This window comes from Xenorhabdus eapokensis, from assembly GCF_001908105.1.
In genome coordinates this window covers 1-20675 of the sequence record NZ_MKGQ01000007.1, presented here as the reverse complement: position 1 = coordinate 20675, position 20675 = coordinate 1, and the positions used below count along the sequence as shown (strand labels likewise).

Below are 20675 nucleotides of genomic sequence, written 5' to 3'. Positions count from 1 at the left end.
TAAGTAATGAAACGTGCAGTGATCACCGGTCTGGGTATTGTTTCTAGTATTGGTAATAACCAGAAAGAGGTGCTGGAATCTCTGAAAGAGGGCCGTTCCGGGATAACTTTCTCTGAAAAATTTAAAGAAATGGGCATGCGCAGCCATGTTTGGGGTAATGTAAAACTGGATACTTCTGGTTTGATTGACCGCAAAACTTTACGTTTCATGAGTGACGCATCTATTTATGCTTATCTGGCAATGGATGAGGCAATTAAAGATTCCGGCCTGTCCGATGAACAAGTTTCTGACCTTCGTACTGGCTTGGTTGTGGGTTCAGGAGGAGGCTCTCCCTATAACCAAGTCGCTGGCTCAGATGGCATGCGTGCCCGTGGGTTGCGTGGTGTTGGGCCTTATATGGTCACACGGGCAATGGCCTCTGGCGTATCAGCGTGTTTAGCAACCCCATTTAAGATCAAGGGAGTCAACTACTCCATCAGTTCTGCCTGCTCAACTTCTGCACATTGTATCGGTCATGCCGTCGAATTAATCCAACTCGGTAAGCAAGATATTATTTTTGCCGGCGGTGGTGAGGAATTAAGCTGGGAAATGGCTTGTGAATTTGATGCAATGGGCGCACTTTCCACTAAATATAATGAAACACCCGAACTAGCCTCCCGTACTTATGATCAGGATCGCGATGGTTTCGTGATCGCAGGAGGGGGCGGTATTGTTGTTGTTGAAGAATTAGAGCATGCATTAGCCCGTGGTGCGCATATTTATGCTGAAATCATCGGTTATGGAGCAAATTCAGATGGCGCGGATATGGTCGCTCCTTCTGGAGAAGGTGCTGTACGTTGTATGAAGATGGCATTAGAGGGTGTTGAAGGTGGAGTCGATTACGTTAATACCCACGGAACTTCGACACCCATTGGTGATTTGAAAGAACTGGAAGCCATTAGAGAAGTGTTTGGTGACAATACACCCGCCATTTCTGCCACCAAGGCGATGACAGGGCATTCATTGGGTGCAGCAGGTGCCCATGAAGCGATTTACAGCTTATTGATGTTAGAGCATGGAATTATTGCACCAAGCATCAATATTGAAAACCTGGATGAAAAAGCACTGGGTATGAATATTGTTACCGAACCTACCGAACGCGAGCTAAGAACAGTGATGTCCAATAGCTTCGGGTTCGGTGGTACAAATGCATCCCTGGTGATGCGCAAGTATTCAAACTGATTTTTTAAGTCATAAAAAATTTACAACCAATCCATCAATTATGTGGATTGGTTGTTTTTATTAAGGCGCCGAGATTTTATTGCGGCGTTTATTCATGATGCGCACAATGGGTGGAATAACAATGACCAATACTGCCAGAGCCAGCAAAACTTGTGTAATGGTACTACTCCATAGGATCTCAAAATCGCCATTGCTGATTGATAGTGCCCGCCGTAAATTTTGCTCCAGCATTTCGCCTAAAACGAAGCCCAAGATCAGTGGTGACATTGGAAAATTCATTTTTCGCAGTATGTAGCCGAAAACGCCTAGCCCGACCATCAACATAAGATCAAAAGTGGTACTGTGGATGGCATATACTCCAACTGCGGAAACGATGGCGATTGAAGGAACCAGAAACCACATTGGAATATTCAGCATACGAGTAAATACCCCAATCATCGGAATATTCATGATCAGCAACAAAATGTTGGCAATCAATAAAGCCGCAATGAGACCCCAAACGATATCTGGTTGCTCGGTGAACATAGTAGGGCCAGGAGTAATATTATAAAGCGTCAAAGCACCTAACATGACTGCTGTTGTTCCTGATCCGGGTACACCAAGAGTCAACATAGGAATGAATGAGCCACATGCTGACGCATTATTAGCGGCCTCAGGTGCGGCTACACCACGGATATCCCCCTTACCAAATGAATCACTGTTACCACTGAGCCGTTTTTCAGTCATGTATGTAATTGCACTGGCGATTGTAGCCCCTGCGCCGGGTAATATTCCCACGAAAAAGCCAATCACTGAGGAGCGTAAGGTTGGTCCTACACATGTTGCTGCTTCTTTTCTATTGAATAGCAAGCGCCCCGTCTGCCTAATGACTTTTTGCCCCGCCGAAGTGCTCTCCAGCATCAATAAAATTTCACTAACTGAAAACAGTCCGATGACGACGACAATAAATTGAATACCATCGGAGAGATGCACATTATCAAAGGTGAAACGATACACACCTGTATTGGCGTCCACGCCCACAGTTGCTAAAGCCAAACCGATTAAGGCCGCAAGTAGTGATTTTATGGGATTTTGGCTCATCATACTGCCGAGACAAGCAATGGCAAACACCATGAGTGCAAAGTATTCAGCTGGCCCAAATGCTAAAGACCACTGCGCCAAAAGTGGGGCAAATAAGATGATACCTGTGATAGCTAAAAGTGAGCCACAAAACGAACTAACGGCGGAGATAGAGAGTGCAACGCCCGCTCTCCCCTGTTTTGCCATCGGGTAGCCATCAAGCGTTGTCATAATGGCTGCGGCATCTCCCGGTACATTCAGCAAGATTGAAGAGATACGCCCCCCATACTCACAACCAATGTAGACCGTTGCTAATAAAATTAGGGCAGATTCAGCGGGTAATTTTAACGCAAAAGCTAATGGCAACAGGATTGCCACTCCATTTATGGGACCAAGACCAGGCAGTAACCCAACAACAGTACCGATAAAACAGCCTATCAATGCAATGACCAGGTTTTTGGGTATTAATGCGACTTCAAAACCATGGCTCAGATAAATCCAAGTATCCATCATTGTCTCCTTAGCTGAGCCAACTGCCGAGGGGCAGTGTGACCTCTAACAGACGATCAAAAGCGAAAAAGAGCGAACTGCCGAGAAATACCCCAGAAATAATCGCGGCAAGCAGAGTAGCGTTAAAGAGTCGTGCTACGCAGATAGTCAATAATGTGGTTGCGAGTGGAAACCCCAACCACTCAAATGACCAAGCATAAGCGGCTAGTGTGGCAATTAATAAAACTAAGCGACGTAACACTTGTGGTGTCGGCCAGTAAACAGGGTCAGGTTTTTTAAACAGCAACAGTAAAGCACAGAGTGTCATTAATGAAATAATTGCAATTGGAAATGGACGAGGACCCAGAGGTTCGTAGCTATATTCGCTATGGATCCCCCAGCCAATGACCAACCCTATTCCACATAGCACCAGCCATACAGTAGCAAAGATACGATCGCTCATGATGCTACCCCTGTTATTTTGCTAAACCAAAGGATTTGGCCATTTCATGGTATTGAATAACTTGTTTTTTCACATAGTCATCCAGCTCTTTGCCCGTCATATTGAATTCAAATAATCCGCGTAGTTCACGCTGTTTTTTGAATTCGTCAGTGTGTTGGAGTGTTTTAAAGGTATCTACCCACCATTGATACTGTTCATCAGAAACTTTTGGCCCCATATAAAAACCGCGAATAATTGGCCAAACAAGGTCATAACCCTGTTCTTTTGCTGTTGGAATTTTTGCCAGATCGCCGTCCAGGCGTTTATCTGCATAAACAGCGAGTATGCGAATTTTATCGCCATTGAGGTAAGGTAAAGTTTCACTTAGATCACCGGATACGACCTGAATATGATTACCCAGCAGGGCAGTGATAGGTTCACCACCACCTTCAAACGCGACATAGCGCATTTTGCGGGGATCAATACCCACCTCTTTTGCCAGTAATGCGGTTTTCATCCAGTCTTGACTACCGATGGAAGCACCTGCGCCAAACACAATACTATCGGGCGCTTTTTTAAAAGCCTCCATCAAATCTGTCAGCGTCTGGTAAGGAGAATCATTGCGTACAGCAATCATGCCGTAGTCTGTGCCGACACTGGCTAGCCAGCGTACATCATTGACGTTGTAGCGACCAAACTTGCCTTGTGCAAGATTCAATAAGGAACCCCCAGAGAAGGCAACGACAGTGCCGGATTCACCCGGCCGTTGGGCAATAATGGCATTATAGGCAACTGCACCGACACCTCCGGGCATAAATGTTACCCGCATAGGAGAGTCGATAGTTTTGGTTTCTAATAGTGAAATTTGGATGAGTTTACAGGTTAAATCGAAGCCTCCACCCGGTTTGGCTGGTGCAATACATTCGGTTCTATCGGGAGCAGAAGTTGCAAAAGCGCAGGCACAAATAAACAGGCTCGCAGCGGTTAATAACGTTTTAAAAGTTCTCATTTTATTCCTCACATAGCACCAGTAAAGAAGATGGATGACAAATTTCTGGCGCATGTTTATTTATAGAAATGAAACCTTTCAATTACCTTTCATTAACAAGAAAAGTTGTCTGGATGTGACCTTAATCGCTTAATTTGCGTAGTGTTTTACATAATCTTGTTAATTTTTAACAATAGGTATTATTCATGCGGCTCTTATTGGTTGAAGATCACCCAGAATTATCACATTGGTTACAAAAGGCATTGAATAATGCTGGATTTGTGGTTGATCTGGCGAAAGACGGTATTGTGGCAGATCAGCTTTTGCAGACGGAAAATTATGCCTTGTTGATTCTGGATGTGGCTTTACCCAGATTGGATGGCTTGTCTCTGTTATTGCGGTTGCGTAAGCGAGGTCAAAACTTACCCGTACTGTTATTGACTGCCAAAACCGAGGTTACGGATCGTGTGAAAGGATTGAATTCTGGTGCTGATGACTATTTGACCAAACCTTTTGAGTTTCAAGAGCTGGAAGCGCGTATTCGTGCGTTGTTACGCCGTAGTTCAGCCATCCCACAAGAGGCGCAGAAATTTGGTTCATTAGCTTATGAAGGCGAAGGGTATTTTGTATTGAACAATATCCCGTTGGCACTGACTCCCAGAGAGCTATCTGTTTTAACAACACTATTTCATCGTCGAGGGCGTCCGGTATCTAAACAACAATTGTTTGAGCAGGTATTTTCCCTATCGGATGAGGCAAATCCACAAAGCATAGAATTGTATGTTCACCGGTTGCGGAAAAAATTACTCAACAGTGATGTAGAAATAAAGACATTGCGTGGATTGGGATATCGATTGGAGCGGTTGATGTAATGAAATATCTAACAATACCACGGTCGTTATTTCACCAATTGTTACTGTTTTTTGGTGTACCCCTATTGTTACTGGGCTGTGCTTCTGTTTATAGTCAATATATCAGTGTAAGAAATGCTGCAATGCTGGCTTATGACAGAACTCTGCTTGCATCAGCAAGAACAGTCGCTGAGCGCTTGGCTGTTCGGGATCAGAACCTGATCGTTGATGTACCTTATGTTGTTTTGGACAGTTTCGAGCGCAATACCAATGATCGCCTGTATTATCAGGTTATATCGCCGGAAGAAAAGACGATTTCCGGTTATAACGACCTTCCTCGAATACCGCAGAACGTCCAGCGTTCACCTTTGTATACAGCATTAGCTTATTTTTATAATGCCGAATACCAGGGGCAACCTATACGTGTAGTGGGATTGTATCAACCGATCAATGAAGGCAACATAATGGGAATGGCGTTGATATTGGTGGCAGAAACTGAAACTTCTCGCCGATATATGACTAACCAATTGTTGCTATCTTCGTTGGTTAATCAGGGGGCAGTCGTATTATTGACATTACTCATTGCTTATATTCTGCTCAAACTTCTGCTTAAACCGTTGCGAAAACTTTCAGGCATTATGAGCCTTCGTTCTGCCAATGATCTAACACCATTACCAAATATTTTACCCTGGTCCGAACTTGCTCCATTACTGCAATCGCTTAACCGATATATTGGACGGTTGGAGTTAATGGTTGGACGCCAAGAGCGATTCAGTGCGGACGCTTCTCATCAACTGAGAACCCCTTTAGCGGTATTGAAAACACAGGTTGCAGTCGCACGTGGCAATCAAGATCCAGAGCAGCGGGATAATATACTGACGGCGATTGATAAGAGTTTGGATAACATGATCTCACTGACTGCTCGTCTATTGCAACTTTCACAGCTTAAAGTGCATGAAAAAGAAGCAATACAAAATTATCAGCCAGTCAATATCGTGGAACTATTGCAACAAGTTTGCTTTTCTCGTTTACAGCAAGCAGAAAGCCAAAATATTGACTTAGGTTACGAAGGGGAAGAGGCCTTATGGATCAAGGGCGATCCCCTATTGTTAGCCGAAATGTGCGCCAACTTGCTGGATAATGCCATCAAATATACCCCGCAAATGGGAGTGGTAACGGGAAGAGTGAGCATAATGCCAGATAAAAAACAGGCTTGTCTTGAGATCGATGATTCAGGGCCGGGTATCGCTCAAAAATATATTTATCAATCGCTTATGGCGTTTAACCGATTGGATAACGCTACCGGGCTGGAGGGGACGGGATTAGGGCTGACTATTGTTAAAGAAATCTGCCGATACCACAGTGCCACTCTCCAGCTTTTACCCAGTGAAGTACTAGGTGGGTTATTAGTGAGAATTATATTCGGGCTTTCTACGAATGAGCGGGATACGTAACTGTTGCGCAAGTATCACACCAACTAAAACAATACCTCCCCCAATTAGGTGGTAACTGTGCATTTCTTCATGGAGAGCCACAATAGCAATGATGGCGGTAAATACGGGCGCCAGATTCATAAAAATAGCAGTCATATTTGCGCCAATGCGAATGACCCCCTGTATCCACAAATAGGGTGCAAGAATGGATGCGGGAATGCCGGCAAACAGAACAAGAGAAATATTATCGGCTGTTAACTGAACATTGTTTGCCATCAAGAAATTGGGTAGAAGCAATAAAACACCGAACCCAATTTGTACATAGAGTGATTGCCAGTTGGGTAATGGAATTGCCCAGCGTTTGGTTAAAACCCCATATAAGGCATAAGACGCTGCTGCAATAAACATCAGCACTTCTCCAATACCCAGACCGTGTTGCAATAGGGAAGAGGGCTCCCCTTTGCTGATCAACCACACAAGGCCGAATAGAGACAGCACGGTGCCGAGAGTGATACCAACAGTAGGGGCAGCCCGCAAGGCAAAGATGCTGATAATGACAGTTAATAGTGGTATCAATGAAGTGAAAATACCGATGATTGTCGCACTGACGGTATGGGCTGCGTAGTACGCCAGGCTTTGGTTAAGCACCATGCCCAGAGAACCCAAAATCAATAACTTCCACCAATATTGCGCAACGATTTTCCGCTGTTTCAGGATTGGCAATAAGATAAAAGGCGTCAAAGCTAGAAAGGCGATAAACCATCGGTAGAAAGCAATGGCAGCAGGTTCAATAAGAGTGGCAGCAGCTTTGCTGACAACGGCATTGACTGACCAGATCAGCACAGCGACAAGGGGAAATAATAAATTCTTCATTAAGCTGGATATTTATGTGAGTGTTTCGTGTACTTAGTTTAGCAATGACCGATTTATTATATATATTGATAATCAGACAACAGATAGGGCAATTAAGACAAGATATTTACCCTTTGTTACTTTATGGATAAAAGATTGCGGGAGTAAAAATGATAGAACGGGTGGAGACGAACTTGCAACCAATCATACCAGATACACTCTCTTTTCGTGATGAGACACTGAATGCTGATACGGAATGTCGGTTACATTCGCATCCTTTTGGGCAATTAATTTATGTTGTTTGTGGGGTGATGGAAACGCAGGTAGGCAAACAGCGTTTTCTGGCTCCACCGGAATTTTGTATCTGGATACCGGAAAATACCGCCCATTCGAGTTATAACCGGAAGGCATTGCGATTTTGGATAATCGATATTTCGCCACAATGGACTGATATCTTACCGCAACAGCCTTGTATTATCCGATTGAGTGGCATCTTCAATGCTATTATGGCGGATTTTTTTGCACGAAAGATCTGGCAACCGGAAACAGAAATAGATCGGCGCTTGGCACGAGTGTTAATTGATCAATTGGAATTATCACCAAAGCAATGTACCTACTTACCTTCTTCAAAAGATAAGTTGCTCACTCCAGTATTACAGATGTTGGAACGCAATCCGGCGGATAATACCTCTTTAGCTGAGTGGGCCAAAAAGCGTTATACCTCAGAGAGAACTTTATCGCGGCGCTGTAAGCAGGAATTGGGGATGTCATTTAGCGAATGGCGGCAGCGGCTACGGTTTCTGCATTCCATATCCTTATTAGAACAGGGGAAAAGTATTCACGAAATCGCATTTGATATGGGATATAGCTCATCATCGGCTTTTATCGCCATGTTTCAGCAGATAGCGGGCACAACGCCAGAACGTTTCAGAAAAGGCTAGGGGCATATAGGCTTTATGTGGATAAAGTGGCAGAATAGCGGATCACGCCCATTTAAGCCATTGGATGAGAAAAGTGAAAATCTTAGTTGATGAAAATATGCCTTATGCTGAACAACTCTTCCAGCAATTAGGTGAAGTGCAGGCAATTCCGGGGCGCCCAGTGCCTGAAGGAATTTTGGAACATGCTGATGCCTTTATGGTTCGATCTGTCACTAAAGTCAATGAATCGTTGTTGCAAGGTAGTTCGGTGAAATTTATCGGGACTGCCACTGCGGGAATGGATCATGTTGATCAGCAATGGCTAGCTCAGGCAGGGATTGGTTTTTCCGCTGCTCCTGGATGTAACGCTATTGCCGTGGTTGAGTATGTGTTCTCGGCACTAATGCTATTGGCTGAACAAGATCAATTTCAGCTTAAAGATAAAACTGTCGGTATTGTCGGTGTTGGCAATGTCGGAGGTCGTTTAGCTGATCGACTGGCGGCTTTGGGCGTGAAGACGTTATTGTGCGATCCTCCCCGTGCAGATCGTGGTGATGAGGGGGAATTTTGGCCTTTAGAAAAATTGGTGCAAGAAGCGGATATTCTGACTTTTCATACACCTCTTAATCACTCTGGTTCATACCAGACTTATCATTTGGCTGATGCAGAATTACTTTCTGCATTGCCGGACAACCGTATTTTGATTAATGCCAGCCGTGGTGAGGTGGTTGATAATCAAGCGTTACTTTCCGCGCTGCAAAATGGGAAAAAGTTACGTGTAGTGCTTGATGTTTGGGAACCAGAGCCTAACCTTTCTCTACCCCTGTTAGCTTTGGTTGATATTGCGACTCCACATATTGCTGGCTATACCTTGGAAGGCAAAGCACGGGGTACAACTCAGGTTTTTGAAGCCTATTGTCAGTTCCTGGGGCAACCTCGTAAGACGCAGTTAGCTGATCTGTTGCCGACACCAGATTTCAGTCAGGTCACAGTGCGGGGGGAAGTGACACAAAGTCTCCTCAAGCGTTTAATGCATTTAGTGTATGATGTGCGCCGTGATGATGCGCCCTTACGTCAGGTTGCGGATCAGGAAGGTACTTTTGATCGATTACGCAAATACTATCCAGAACGTCGGGAATGGTCTTCCCTGACCGTACATTGTGACTCAGAAGAGAGTGCTCAATTACTGTCCAGAATTGGGTTTAATGCAAAAGTGATTTAATACAGGCAGGGATCCTTGCCTGTCAGCAAAATAAAAGAAGTGGAGAGAACCAACATGTCAGAAGGTTGGAATATTGCGCTCTTGGGTGCAACGGGTGCAGTAGGTGAAGCGATATTGGCGTTATTACAGGAACGCCAATTTCCGGTTGGTGAACTGCATCTTCTTGCCAGTGAACAAAGTGTTGGAAAGATCCAGCGTTTTAACGGAAAAAACATCACGGTTCGTGATGCGGCAGAATTTGACTGGTCACAGGTACAACTCGCCTTTTTTGCCGCGACGATGGAAGTAACTGCACAACATATTGAAAAAGCAACAGAATCTGGTTGCCTGGTGATTGATGGCAGCGGCTTGTTTGCAGCCGAGCCAGATGTGCCTTTGGTTGTTCCTGGCGTTAATCCATACGCATTGGCTGAATACCGTAACCGTAACATCATTGCTGTGGCAGATAGTTCAACAAGTCAGGTTCTGACAGCCATTAAGCCATTGATCGATGCGGCTGGCATTGCCCGTTTACATTTGACCAATATATTGCCCGTTTCTGTTCATGGCAAAGCAGCCATTGATGATCTGGCAGGGCAGAGTGCGCGTTTATTGAATGGCATTCCACCAGATGAAGGCTATTTCAGCAAACAATTAGCTTTCAATTTATTGCCTTTGTTGCCTGATGCAGAAGGTGTGGTGTGTGAAGAGCGTCGTATTGTCGATCAAATTCGCAGAGTATTGCAGGATGCAGGATTGCCAGTTTCCGTAAACTGTGTCCAGTCTTCGGTTTTCTATGGCATTGGCCAAATGGTGAATCTGGAGACATTGCGTCCGGTTGGGATAGAAGAAGCCCGCAGTGAATTTGAACGCCTTGAAGATATTCAGGTTTCAGAAGAGGGTGATTATCCGACTCAGGTCACTGATGCTTCGGGCAGTGATAGCTTAAGCATAGGCTGTCTGCGCAATGACTATGGTATGCCAGAGGTGCTGCAATTTTGGTCAGTTGCCGATAACATCCGTTTTGGTGGTGCCTTGATGGCGGTTGAGATCGCCGAGAAACTGATGCAGGAGCAATTTTACTGATGTCGGATACAGCGCTGAGTCAGTCTGTGCCAGAGGCAAAAAAAGTGAAAATTGCGCTGGGGATTGAATATGATGGCAGTCGATATTATGGTTGGCAGCGTCAGCAAGAAGTGAAAAGCGTACAGGAATGTCTGGAAAAAGCCCTGTCGAAAGTAGCGAATGAACCGATTTCAGTTTTTTGTGCGGGTAGAACGGATGCAGGGGTACACGCGACGGGGCAGGTCGTGCATTTTGAAACCTCAGCCCAACGTAAAGATGCTGCATGGACAATGGGCGTAAATACCCATTTGCCACCGGATATTGCAGTACGTTGGGTTAAAACGGTGGATGATGAGTTCCATGCCCGTTTTAGTGCCACTGCTCGCCGTTATCGCTATGTGATTTTTAACCATCGCTATCGTCCCGCGGTATTGGCGCATGGCGTCACGCATTTTCATTATCCATTGGATGAGAAAAAAATGCATGAAGCGGCACAGAGCTTATTGGGAGAAAATGACTTTACCTCTTTCCGGGCAGTGCAATGCCAGTCCAATTCACCGTGGCGCAATGTGATGCATGTTAACGTTAGTCGGTACGGGCATTATATTGTCGTGGACATTAAGGCGAATGCCTTCGTTCATCACATGGTACGCAATATCGTTGGCAGCTTACTGGAAATTGGTTGCGGTAACCAGGATATTGGCTGGATGGCTGCATTATTGGCACTGAAAGACAGGACAAAAGCGGCAGCAACTGCCAAGGCTGAAGGCTTATATTTAGTTGCTGTGGATTACCCTGAGCGTTTTGGTTTACCTGAACCCATTATGGGACCTCTGTTTCTGGAAAATGATTAGTTTCTGGCAAATCATTTAATTTGACATTTTCGAATCGTGACAGGGAAGTTTGGTCATAACGAGGAATATTATGGAGTTTTTGACTCATTTTGTTGATTTTGCAAAATTCATTGTCGATTTTATTTTACATATTGATGTTCATTTAGCTGAGTTGGTTGCTAGTTATGGTGACTGGGTTTATGGCATCCTATTTCTGATTATATTTTGTGAAACAGGCTTGGTGGTCACGCCATTTTTGCCAGGGGACTCCTTGCTATTCGTAGCTGGCGCACTATCTGCATTAGATTCCAATGATCTGAATGTACACATCATGGTGGCTTTGATGGTGACAGCCGCGATTATTGGTGATGCTATCAACTATACCCTTGGCAGAATTTTTGGTGAGAAATTATTTTCCAATCCAAATTCAAAGATTTTTCGCCGCAGTTATTTAGATAAAACCCATGAGTTTTATGAAAAACATGGTGGAAAAGCAATAATCTTGGCGCGGTTTGTGCCAATTATCAGAACGTTTGCCCCGTTTGTTGCAGGAATGGGGAAAATGTCTTACCGCCACTTTGCTGCTTATAATGTAATCGGTGCCTTTATCTGGGTGCTATTATTCACTTATGCTGGTTATTTATTTGGTGATATGCCTGTTATACAGCAGAATCTGAAATTATTGATTGTTGCAATTATTTTTATTTCTATTTTGCCAGGTATCATAGAAATTTGGCGTCATCGTCGTGCTGCATCGAAAAAAGCAACAAACCGTGCAGTAGATAAGTAGAAGACAGATAAATAGAAGATAGATAAATCGATAACCGTAAACAGGTTTGAGCAGTTTTTTATCCACACTGCGATGGCATTGTGGTTTAATGGCACGTAAAACAAAAGCTGGCAGCAGCCAGATTCAGACGGAAAGGTTCATTAATGAGCTGGATTGAAAAGATTCTAAACAAAAGCAAAATTATACAAACTCGTAAGGCAAGCATACCTGAAGGAGTTTGGACAAAATGCGACAGTTGCAGTCAGGTACTTTATCGTGCTGAATTAGAGCGTAACCTTGAAGTGTGTCCAAAATGCGACCACCATATGCGCATTTCAGCCCGTAAGCGATTACATTCATTTTTGGATGAAGGTACTGGCACAGAATTAGGCAGTGAGCTGGAACCCAAAGATACCCTGAAATTCCGCGATATCAAAAAATATAAAGATCGCTTAGTTGCAGCCCAGAAGCAGACGCAAGAAAAAGATGCACTCATCGTTATGAAAGGTAAGTTGCATGACATGCCAGTTGTGGCTGGTGCCTTTGAGTTCAATTTTATGGGTGGCTCAATGGGCTCTGTGGTTGGCGCTCGTTTTGTGCGTGCTGTTGAACAGGCTTTGGAAGATAACTGCCCATTTGTTTGTTTTGCTTCCAGTGGTGGGGCACGTATGCAGGAAGCGTTGATGTCACTGATGCAGATGGCAAAAACCAGTGCTGCGCTGGCAAAAATGCAACATCGTGGATTGCCTTATATCTGTGTTTTGACCAACCCAACAATGGGTGGAGTAACGGCAAGTATGGGGATGCTTGGTGATATCAATATCGGTGAACCTAAGGCATTGATTGGCTTTGCGGGTCCTCGTGTCATCGAGCAGACCGTGCGGGAAAAATTGCCGGAAGGTTTCCAGCGCAGTGAATTCCTGCTGGAGAAAGGTGCGATTGATATGATTGTGCGTCGTCCTGACATGCGCGATAAAGTTGCCAGCCTGCTTGCAATGTTGACTCATAAACCACAGCCGGGCACAAAAGCAGAGACAGTAGAAGCAACTGTTGTTGAACCTGCTGATGTCGAAGCGGATATAAACATCAATCCTAATAAAGAAGATGTCTGATATTTCACAAATTCCTCAAGCCACGTCGCCACTGATGACGTGGCTTTCCTATCTGGGAAACCTGCATACCAAAGCCATTGATATGGGGCTTGAGCGCGTGGGTAAACTAGGTCGCCAGTTAGGCTTATTGAATCCGGCACCAAAAGTTATCACGGTATCAGGCACCAATGGCAAAGGAACCACTTGTCATACTCTGGAATCTATTTTTCTGGCCGCAGGGCTTAAAGTCGGCGTGTACAGTTCCCCGCACTTAGTCCGCTACACCGAAAGGGTACGTATTCAGGGAAAGGAACCTGCGGAACAAGATTTCTGCCGTGTATTTGCTGCGATTGAAGCTCAGCGTGGCGACATCTCATTAACTTATTTTGAATATGGGACGTTGGCAGCATTACAGCTTTTTAAAGAAGCGGAGCTTGATGTTGTGATTTTGGAAGTTGGGCTGGGTGGACGTTTGGATGCCACCAATATCGTTGATGCCGATATTGCCGCCATCACCAGTATTGCACTGGATCATACAGATTGGTTGGGCGCAGATCGCGAACACATTGGCCGTGAAAAAGCGGGCATTTTCCGCCGTGGACATTTTGCGGTGGTGGGTGAACATGATATGCCTCACTCAATTGCTGAAGTTGCAGATGAGTTGGGCGCGAAGCTCTTTCGTCGTGGCGTTGATTGGCATTTCTCACAGAATGAAAATAGCTGGAACTGGCTAAGCGGTAATCGACAATTTAATGAATTACCCTTACCTAATTTGCCGCTGGCCAATGCCGCGACTGCAATGGGGGTGATTCACTGCTTGTTGCAGCAGGATGGCAAAGTCAGCCAAGCCATTGATGAACAAGCAATCTGTGCAGGGCTAAGAAATGCGCAATTACCAGGGCGTTTCCAAATTGTCAGGGAAAGTCCGTTGGTCATTTTGGATGTGGCTCATAATCCACATGCTGCGGGTTATCTAGTGCAAAAGCTGGCAGAACTCCCTCGCTTACCAGACAGTAAGATCCGTGGTGTAGTTGGCATGTTGGCAGATAAAGACATAGCAGGTACACTTGCTTGCCTTTCTCAACAGATTGATGAGTGGTATTGCGCATCGTTGTATGAATTGAGGGGAGCAGAGGCCGAGGTACTGTCTGGACATCTTGTGCAGGCTCAGACTCGGACATTCGCCGACGTCAAAACCGCCTGGCAACAGGCAATGGAAGACGCATCGGTGCAAGATATTATCGTGGTTTGTGGCTCTTTCCACACGGTCGCACATATTATGGAAGCACTGGAGGAGGGCAAGGAAAGTGGCCAGTAAATTCCAAAATCGCTTGGTTGGCACTATCGTTCTTGTCGCATTGGGCGTGATTGTCCTGCCTATGATTTTTGATGGCGATAAGCAATATAACGAAGAGCAATTTGCTTCGATTCCGTTGATGCCAAAACCTGGTGATGAAGAAGATATTGATTCGCTCCCACCATTGACACAAAACATGCCATCTACACCGCCCGAAGGTGCTGCACAAGCAATGCAATCACAGGAGCAAGAGCCGGATATAGACATGTTATCTCGGCCATCGCCTTCAGAGCCAACAACAGCACCTCCTGTTACTGTTATTCAAGAGCCTAAAGTAACGGTGAAATCTGAGCCATCTCCTCAACCGAAAGTGGAAACTAAGCCACAGGTTAAACCTGAACCTCGCGTTGAAAGCAAGCCAGAACCTAAACCAAAGCCAACAGAACAGCCTCCTCAGGCAACGGCATATGTTGTTCAGCTTGGTGCATTAAAAAATGCGGATAAGGTTGATGAGATAGTGGCAAGGCTGCGTCTTTCTGGGCATCAGGTATATACAGTTCCTTCTTCTCCGGTACAGGGGCAATTAACTCGAATCTATGTAGGGCCGAATGCATCAAGGCAGGTACTGGCATCTGTTTTGTCCGAATTGAAGGAACTTACCGGATTACAAGGGCAGATCAAAAACTATAAGCCATAATTCGATTGGCCTTTATGGGGAGTGAGGAGTCCATAAGGGTTAATTTTCAGTAGAGTGATAAATCTACTACGCAAACGTTTTCGTTTTCTGTTAGAATGCGCCCGACCTGAATGTCGGGAGCCTGTTTTTGGATTAAAATATGGTCTGGATTGATTATACGATTATTGCCATCATTGGTTTCTCGGCACTGGTTAGCTTGATTCGTGGCTTTGTTCGTGAAGCGCTCTCCCTGATAACGTGGGGCTGTGCTTTCTTTGTTGCAAGCCACTTCTATACTTATCTGGCGGCTTATTTTACCCGCCTTGAGGATGAGCTGGTGCGCAATGGGGTAGCGATTGCTATCCTATTTATTGCAACACTGATTGTTGGTGCGGTAGTAAACTATGTCATTGGTTCACTTGTTCAGCGAACGGGCCTGTCAGGTACTGATCGAGTTTTGGGGATCTGTTTTGGGGCTTTGCGGGGTGTCTTGGTAGTCTCTGCTATTTTGTTTCTTGCGGACTCTTTCACGCCACTACCCAAAAGTCAGAATTGGCAACAATCACAACTGATCCCACAGTTTAGTCAAATTATCAGGTGGTTTTTTGACTACCTACAAAGTGCGTCGAGTTTCCTGCCGGAGAGATAACGCTCTCCGCTTGGCTGATGAGGAAAGGCTACATGTGCGGTATTGTCGGTATCGTCGGTTTTACACCGGTTAACCAATCGATTTATGATGCATTGACGGTGCTTCAGCACCGTGGACAAGATGCAGCAGGTATTGCAACTATTGATGGTAACAATGGGTTTCGTTTACGTAAGGCTAATGGTTTGGTCAAGGATGTGTTTGAAACACGGCACATGCTACGTTTACAGGGAACCATCGGCATTGGGCATGTCCGTTATCCTACGGCGGGCAGTTCCAGTGCATCTGAAGCGCAGCCCTTTTATGTGAATTCTCCTTTTGGTATTACGTTGGCACATAACGGCAATCTGACAAACGCACATGAATTGAAAAAAATGCTGTTTGAAGATGCCCGCCGTCATGTCAACACGACCTCAGATTCCGAAATTCTCCTAAATATTTTTGCCAATGAATTAACCCAATTTCCCCATTTCCCCTTAGAGCCTGATGATGTTTTTTCAGCAGTCTCAAAAACGCACAAAAAAATTCGTGGAGCTTACGCTTGTGTTGCCATGATTATTGGGCATGGATTGGTGGCTTTTCGTGATCCACATGGCATTCGCCCTCTGGTGTTGGGAAAGAAAACACTGAAAGATGGTCGCAATGAATATATGGTGGCATCGGAAAGTGTGGCGCTGGATACATTGGGTTTTGAGTTTCTGCGTGATGTGGCTTCTGGGGAGGCGATTTATATCACTGAAAACGGGCAATTGTTTACGCGCCAGTGTGCAGAAAACCCATCATTAACCCCTTGTTTGTTCGAGTTTGTCTATTTCGCTCGTCCGGATTCCTTTATTGACAAGATTTCGGTATATAACGCCCGATTACGGATGGGACGGAAATTGGGGGAAAAAATTGCCCGTGAGTGGGAAGACTTACATATTGATGTCGTTATTCCCGTACCGGAAACCTCTTGTGATATCGCCTTGGAAATTGCCCATATTCTGGATAAGCCCTATCGTCAGGGATTTGTCAAAAACCGTTATGTAGGGCGTACCTTTATCATGCCTGGTCAGCAGGAGCGACGTAAATCCGTTCGTCGTAAACTGAATGCTAATCGCGCTGAATTCAGGGGTAAAAATGTGTTGCTGGTGGATGATTCCATTGTGCGTGGAACCACGTCTGAACAGATTGTTGAACTGGCGCGTGAAGCGGGAGCTAAGAAAGTCTATTTTGCTTCGGCGGCACCGGAAGTTCGCTTCCCGAATGTTTATGGTATTGATATGCCGAATGCCAATGAACTGATTGCCCACGGCCGGGAAGTGGATGAAATTCGTCAGATCATTGGTGCTGATGCGCTGATATACCAAAACCTTCACGATCTTGTTCAGGCTGTCCGGGAAGAAAACCCTGACATTGAAAAATTCGAATGCTCTGTATTCGATGGTATCTATGTCACGAAAGACATTGACCAGTGTTACCTCGACTATCTGGAAAACCTGCGTAAAGACGATGCTATGAAAGTGCGTGGACAGGGCGAAATAGAGGATCTGGAAATATATAATGAAGGATAATATTGTTATTATCATGCAGTTATAGCTAGAATTCCAGAGGAAAACATGAAGAAATTGATTGTCGGGCTGACCGGAGCGAGTGGTGCAATTTATGGTGTCAGGTTGCTGCAAGTGTTGCAGCCAGTAGAAGGCATTGAAACGCATTTAGTGATCAGCCAATCAGCTCGGCAGACGTTGGCCTTGGAGACGGACTACACGTTGCGAGATGTACAGGCTTTGGCTGATGTTGTACATGACAATCGTGATATTGCCGCAGCCATTTCCTCTGGCTCTTTTAAGACATCGGGTATGGTGATTTTGCCGTGCTCCATAAAAACTTTATCAGGTATTGTACACAGTTACACTGACGGCTTAATTACCCGTGCCGCTGATGTTGTTTTGAAAGAGAAGCGCAAACTCGTGTTGGGAGTGAGGGAAACACCCTTGCACTTGGGGCACTTGAGGTTAATGGTGCAGGCAGCAGAAATTGGGGCGGTGATCATGCCGCCTGTTCCCGCATTTTATCATCGTCCTGAACATATTCAGGATATTATCGACCAGACGGTTAATCGGGTACTTGATCAATTTGAGATTGACTTGCCAGAAGATCTGTTTAGCCGTTGGCAGGGCGCTAAACCCACTGAGTATGGCATTTAAGTTGAATCAATATGCTGTTGTGAATGAACGACAACAGCATATTGTTGACGACCTTATTCTTATTCGGATATATAAAGTTAGCAAGCACTATTCTTTTCCTTCATGACATCCTGCAAGGCTTCTTCCAGTTGAAAATAACGGAAACCAAACCCAGCTTCTTCCAGTTTTTTGGGAATAGCTTGCTGACCACCTAAGATTAACTCTGCGGCTTCTCCCATCATGGCTTTTAACACAAATGCAGGTATGCGTATAAAAGCAGGGCGATGTAATATCGTTGCGAGTGTGGCACTAAACAGCTCATTATGAACCGGATAAGGAGATGTCATATTAAAGGGGCCATATAGCTCAGGGGATACTAGCAGGTAATAGATCCCATTGACCATGTCGTCAATGTGTATCCACGGCATATACTGCTTGCCATTGCCGATTGCTCCCCCTAAACCCAACCGGAATAGTGGCAACATTTTTTGCAATGCCCCTCCTTTGGGGGCTAATACAATGCCTGTACGTAACAAACATACACGGGTTTTGTCACTTTGAGCCTGTAGGGCAAGCTGCTCCCAACGTTCACAAAGCTGATGGGCAAATTCATTATGAGGAAGATCGTTTTCGGTAACGACTGATTGTCCCTGATCGCCATAATAGCCAACGGCTGAGCCGGAAATAAAGACAGATGGTGGAGATTCACTGGCCTTGATTAGCTTGCTCAATTGTTCAGTGATCTGCCAACGGCTTTGACAAAGTTTCTCTTTTTGTTTCGCTGTCCATCGTTTGTTGATAATAGGCTCGCCAGCAAGATTGATAACAGCATCAAAGCCATTAAGATCGGGTTGGTCATTTAGCGTTGTCCAACATTCAACGCGATCAGAAAACAGTGAATACACCTTTTGTGGTGAACGACTTAAAATGGTGATGGAATGGGAGAGAGAAATCAACTGGCAGGTCAATTGACGACCAATTAGCCCTGTTCCCCCCGTAAGTAAGATACGCATAGCCACCCCCTGTAACAAAAGATAATAGCGTATTGACTATAACAAGGGATGACTTAAGTGGCAGCGAAATACGCTGCTATCTGTTACCAATATCAAGTTTTATGGTGAAAAATATCGCCATCAAATGATATTTAGGCTTCCTTATAGGCTGTTTGTGTTGCAGGGCGTTGGCTGATCTTATCCAGCCATTTAGCTACCGCCGGATAATCCTGTAGGTCGATTTTTTGGTGTTCATAGCATCTTGCCCACGGATAAGTGGCAATATCTGCGATGCTGTACTCGTTTCCGCCGAGATAAGCCGTTTTTTCCAGTTGGGTATTTAGCACCTTGTATAACCGTTTTGATTCTTCCACATAGCGATTAATGGCATAAGGTACAACTTCTGGAGCGTAGCGGTTGAAATGGTGATTTTGACCGAGCATTGGGCCAAAACCGGCAACTTGCCAAAACAGCCATTGCAGTTGTTCGGTACGTTCACGCCAGTCTTTGCTTAATAACTGGCCTGTTTTGTTTGCCAGATAAAGTAAAATAGCCCCTGATTCGAAGATAGAGATAGGTTCTCCTCCATCAGCGGGTTGGTGATCGACAATCGCGGGGATTTTGTTATTGGGTGAAATGGCAAGAAATTCAGGTTTGAACTGTTCGCCAGTACTGATATTGATGGGGTAGGTAGTGTAAGGTATGCCAACTTCTTCAAGAAAAAGGGTAATTTTATAGCCATTTGGGGTTGGAGCATAGTATAGATCTATCATATAACCTCCAGCAATAATAACTTTCTGAGAAATATATTGATGTTACCTTACCATCGTTTGTCTATAAATGTTATAAATTTACTGCAAAAAATAACATGCAACTCATTGATAAAAGGTTCTTAGAATGATGCAAGAAAAATCAGCCAATATTGAATGGATTGACATTGTCAATGAAGACAATGAAGTCATTGCACAGTCGTCTCGTCAGCAGATGAGAGCGCAAAACTTGAGGCATCGTGCTACCTATATTGTCGTGCATGACGGTATGGGCAAAATTCTGGTTCAGCATCGCACCGAAACGAAAGACTTTTATCCGGGAAAATTGGATGCAACGGCAGGTGGTGTTGTGATGGCAGGAGAAAATTTACTTGAGTCTGCGCGGCGGGAAGCCGAAGAGGAATTGGGAATTGCAGGTATTCCTTTTGCCGAACATGGGATTTTTTATTATGAAGAGGAGACTTGCCGTATATGGGGTGGCCTGTTCAGTTGTGTTAGTCATGGGCCATTTGCATTGCAGGAAGAAGAAGTTACCGCCGTTTACTGGTTAACACCCCAAGAAATCACAGCGCGTTGTGATGAGTTCACACAGGATTCACTGAAAGCGCTCTCTTTATGGTTAGCACGTAACAACCAAGTGGAGTAGTTCTATCTATTCTAAGCCTGGTAGGTATTGTGACTTTCATTACCGAAATGAGTATCTTTCATTGGTATTAAATAATAAATCTAAATAGGAGTATGTATATTTACAATACATACTCCCAGTGGATTCGAATGGTAAATATTTAATTTAACGCGATGCTCGACTTTTAGGGTGAGTTGAAATGACATAGCCGCTCCTTTATAACTTTAAGTCGTCAAAAATAGAGAAATAAAGGAACAAAAGGCTATGTCACAGCAAGATTTTATCAT

General features: G+C 44.7%; 21 protein-coding genes. 15 read left to right on the top strand and 6 right to left on the bottom strand.

Going from position 1 to position 20675, the window contains the following annotated elements:
* The first annotated feature begins 6 nt into the window (after nt 1-6).
* Nucleotides 7-1221, top strand: a complete 1215-nt coding sequence (gene fabB, locus Xedl_RS06830) for a beta-ketoacyl-ACP synthase I (RefSeq protein WP_074023087.1) — start codon at nt 7-9, stop codon at nt 1219-1221.
* Nucleotides 1222-1281: 60 nt separating this feature from the next.
* Here the strand turns inward: fabB and Xedl_RS06825 are convergent, their stop codons facing one another.
* Genes Xedl_RS06825 through Xedl_RS06815 form a run of 3 tightly spaced genes read right to left on the bottom strand, consistent with a single transcriptional unit; the run spans nt 1282 to nt 4220 of the window.
* Nucleotides 1282-2790, bottom strand: a complete 1509-nt coding sequence (locus Xedl_RS06825; protein ID WP_074023086.1) for a tripartite tricarboxylate transporter permease — start codon at nt 2788-2790, stop codon at nt 1282-1284.
* Between the two features lie 10 nt (nt 2791-2800).
* A complete protein-coding gene (locus tag Xedl_RS06820; protein WP_074023085.1) occupies nt 2801-3232 on the bottom strand; it encodes a tripartite tricarboxylate transporter TctB family protein in 432 nt (143 codons plus the stop codon).
* Nucleotides 3233-3245: 13 nt separating this feature from the next.
* The gene (locus Xedl_RS06815; RefSeq protein ID WP_074023084.1) at nt 3246-4220 is read right to left on the bottom strand and encodes a Bug family tripartite tricarboxylate transporter substrate binding protein; all 975 of its coding nucleotides are present in this window, start codon (nt 4218-4220) and stop codon (nt 3246-3248) included.
* 185 nt (nt 4221-4405) lie between these two features.
* On the opposite strand from Xedl_RS06815, the gene tctD reads away from it, so the two are divergent.
* Complete coding sequence (gene tctD / locus Xedl_RS06810; protein ID WP_074023083.1) at nt 4406-5071, top strand: transcriptional regulator TctD; 666 nt, start codon at nt 4406-4408, stop codon at nt 5069-5071.
* Nucleotides 5071-6504 (top strand): sensor histidine kinase, encoded by a 1434-nt coding sequence (locus tag Xedl_RS06805; RefSeq protein WP_074023082.1) that lies wholly within the window; start codon nt 5071-5073, stop codon nt 6502-6504. Before tctD ends, Xedl_RS06805 begins: the two co-directional genes overlap by 1 nt.
* Here Xedl_RS06805 and Xedl_RS06800 read toward each other — a convergent pair.
* Nucleotides 6457-7356, bottom strand: coding sequence for a DMT family transporter (locus Xedl_RS06800; RefSeq protein WP_074023081.1), 900 nt, complete (start codon nt 7354-7356; stop codon nt 6457-6459). The two genes, Xedl_RS06805 and Xedl_RS06800, sit on opposite strands and share 48 nt — an antisense overlap.
* A gap of 149 nt (nt 7357-7505) precedes the next feature.
* Between Xedl_RS06800 and Xedl_RS06795 the strand changes: the two genes are divergently transcribed.
* The 11 genes from Xedl_RS06795 to Xedl_RS06745 all read left to right on the top strand — a co-directional run bounded on the left by Xedl_RS06795 (nt 7506) and on the right by Xedl_RS06745 (nt 18022).
* The gene (locus Xedl_RS06795) at nt 7506-8276 is read left to right on the top strand and encodes an AraC family transcriptional regulator (protein WP_074023080.1); all 771 of its coding nucleotides are present in this window, start codon (nt 7506-7508) and stop codon (nt 8274-8276) included.
* 73 nt (nt 8277-8349) lie between these two features.
* Nucleotides 8350-9477, top strand: coding sequence for a 4-phosphoerythronate dehydrogenase PdxB (gene pdxB / locus Xedl_RS06790; protein ID WP_074023079.1), 1128 nt, complete (start codon nt 8350-8352; stop codon nt 9475-9477).
* Between the two features lie 54 nt (nt 9478-9531).
* Nucleotides 9532-10542 (top strand): aspartate-semialdehyde dehydrogenase, encoded by a 1011-nt coding sequence (locus tag Xedl_RS06785; protein ID WP_074023078.1) that lies wholly within the window; start codon nt 9532-9534, stop codon nt 10540-10542.
* Nucleotides 10542-11375 carry a tRNA pseudouridine(38-40) synthase TruA gene (truA, locus tag Xedl_RS06780; protein ID WP_074023077.1) on the top strand — a complete coding sequence of 278 codons (834 nt, stop codon included), beginning with the start codon at nt 10542-10544 and terminating at the stop codon, nt 11373-11375. Before Xedl_RS06785 ends, truA begins: the two co-directional genes overlap by 1 nt.
* Nucleotides 11376-11445: 70 nt before the next feature.
* A complete protein-coding gene (locus Xedl_RS06775; RefSeq protein WP_074023076.1) occupies nt 11446-12144 on the top strand; it encodes a DedA family protein in 699 nt (232 codons plus the stop codon).
* 143 nt (nt 12145-12287) lie between these two features.
* Nucleotides 12288-13235: an acetyl-CoA carboxylase, carboxyltransferase subunit beta gene (accD, locus tag Xedl_RS06770; RefSeq protein ID WP_074023075.1), complete on the top strand. Its 948-nt coding sequence runs from the start codon at nt 12288-12290 to the stop codon at nt 13233-13235.
* Nucleotides 13228-14532, top strand: coding sequence for a bifunctional tetrahydrofolate synthase/dihydrofolate synthase (folC, locus tag Xedl_RS06765; protein WP_074023074.1), 1305 nt, complete (start codon nt 13228-13230; stop codon nt 14530-14532). The genes accD and folC overlap by 8 nt, the downstream gene beginning before the upstream one ends.
* Nucleotides 14522-15208 (top strand): cell division protein DedD, encoded by a 687-nt coding sequence (gene dedD / locus Xedl_RS06760; protein WP_074023073.1) that lies wholly within the window; start codon nt 14522-14524, stop codon nt 15206-15208. Before folC ends, dedD begins: the two co-directional genes overlap by 11 nt.
* A gap of 139 nt (nt 15209-15347) precedes the next feature.
* On the top strand, nt 15348-15836 hold the full coding sequence (gene cvpA, locus Xedl_RS06755) for a colicin V production protein (RefSeq protein ID WP_074023072.1): 489 nt from the start codon (nt 15348-15350) through the stop codon (nt 15834-15836).
* A 32-nt stretch (nt 15837-15868) separates the two neighbouring features.
* Nucleotides 15869-17386, top strand: coding sequence for an amidophosphoribosyltransferase (purF, locus tag Xedl_RS06750; RefSeq protein WP_074023071.1), 1518 nt, complete (start codon nt 15869-15871; stop codon nt 17384-17386).
* Between the two features lie 45 nt (nt 17387-17431).
* The gene (locus Xedl_RS06745; protein WP_074023070.1) at nt 17432-18022 is read left to right on the top strand and encodes a UbiX family flavin prenyltransferase; all 591 of its coding nucleotides are present in this window, start codon (nt 17432-17434) and stop codon (nt 18020-18022) included.
* 77 nt (nt 18023-18099) lie between these two features.
* Here the strand turns inward: Xedl_RS06745 and Xedl_RS06740 are convergent, their stop codons facing one another.
* A complete protein-coding gene (locus Xedl_RS06740) occupies nt 18100-19014 on the bottom strand; it encodes a TIGR01777 family oxidoreductase (RefSeq protein WP_074023069.1) in 915 nt (304 codons plus the stop codon).
* Between the two features lie 131 nt (nt 19015-19145).
* Nucleotides 19146-19766, bottom strand: a complete 621-nt coding sequence (locus Xedl_RS06735) for a glutathione binding-like protein (RefSeq protein ID WP_074023068.1) — start codon at nt 19764-19766, stop codon at nt 19146-19148.
* Between the two features lie 124 nt (nt 19767-19890).
* Here Xedl_RS06735 and yfcD point away from each other — a divergent pair, with 124 nt between their 5' ends.
* The gene (gene yfcD, locus Xedl_RS06730) at nt 19891-20409 is read left to right on the top strand and encodes an NUDIX hydrolase YfcD (protein WP_074023067.1); all 519 of its coding nucleotides are present in this window, start codon (nt 19891-19893) and stop codon (nt 20407-20409) included.
* Nucleotides 20410-20675: the final 266 nt, after the last annotated feature.

Bases quoted from the DNA above. Each gene is read 5' to 3' on its own strand.
- purF (WP_074023071.1), top strand. From the start codon at position 15,869: ATGTGCGGTATTGTCGGTATCGTCGGTTTTACACCGGTTAACCAATCG.
- Xedl_RS06795 (WP_074023080.1), top strand. From the start codon at position 7,506: ATGATAGAACGGGTGGAGACGAACTTGCAACCAATCATACCAGATACA.
- folC (WP_074023074.1), top strand. From the start codon at position 13,228: ATGTCTGATATTTCACAAATTCCTCAAGCCACGTCGCCACTGATGACG.
- Xedl_RS06820 (WP_074023085.1), bottom strand. From the start codon at position 3,232: ATGAGCGATCGTATCTTTGCTACTGTATGGCTGGTGCTATGTGGAATA.
- cvpA (WP_074023072.1), top strand. From the start codon at position 15,348: ATGGTCTGGATTGATTATACGATTATTGCCATCATTGGTTTCTCGGCA.
- Xedl_RS06825 (WP_074023086.1), bottom strand. From the start codon at position 2,790: ATGGATACTTGGATTTATCTGAGCCATGGTTTTGAAGTCGCATTAATA.
- Xedl_RS06805 (WP_074023082.1), top strand. From the start codon at position 5,071: ATGAAATATCTAACAATACCACGGTCGTTATTTCACCAATTGTTACTG.
- Xedl_RS06815 (WP_074023084.1), bottom strand. From the start codon at position 4,220: ATGAGAACTTTTAAAACGTTATTAACCGCTGCGAGCCTGTTTATTTGT.
- Xedl_RS06740 (WP_074023069.1), bottom strand. From the start codon at position 19,014: ATGCGTATCTTACTTACGGGGGGAACAGGGCTAATTGGTCGTCAATTG.
- truA (WP_074023077.1), top strand. From the start codon at position 10,542: ATGTCGGATACAGCGCTGAGTCAGTCTGTGCCAGAGGCAAAAAAAGTG.
- Xedl_RS06800 (WP_074023081.1), bottom strand. From the start codon at position 7,356: ATGAAGAATTTATTATTTCCCCTTGTCGCTGTGCTGATCTGGTCAGTC.
- Xedl_RS06785 (WP_074023078.1), top strand. From the start codon at position 9,532: ATGTCAGAAGGTTGGAATATTGCGCTCTTGGGTGCAACGGGTGCAGTA.
- Xedl_RS06745 (WP_074023070.1), top strand. From the start codon at position 17,432: ATGAAGAAATTGATTGTCGGGCTGACCGGAGCGAGTGGTGCAATTTAT.
- Xedl_RS06775 (WP_074023076.1), top strand. From the start codon at position 11,446: ATGGAGTTTTTGACTCATTTTGTTGATTTTGCAAAATTCATTGTCGAT.
- accD (WP_074023075.1), top strand. From the start codon at position 12,288: ATGAGCTGGATTGAAAAGATTCTAAACAAAAGCAAAATTATACAAACT.
- fabB (WP_074023087.1), top strand. From the start codon at position 7: ATGAAACGTGCAGTGATCACCGGTCTGGGTATTGTTTCTAGTATTGGT.
- yfcD (WP_074023067.1), top strand. From the start codon at position 19,891: ATGATGCAAGAAAAATCAGCCAATATTGAATGGATTGACATTGTCAAT.
- tctD (WP_074023083.1), top strand. From the start codon at position 4,406: ATGCGGCTCTTATTGGTTGAAGATCACCCAGAATTATCACATTGGTTA.
- Xedl_RS06735 (WP_074023068.1), bottom strand. From the start codon at position 19,766: ATGATAGATCTATACTATGCTCCAACCCCAAATGGCTATAAAATTACC.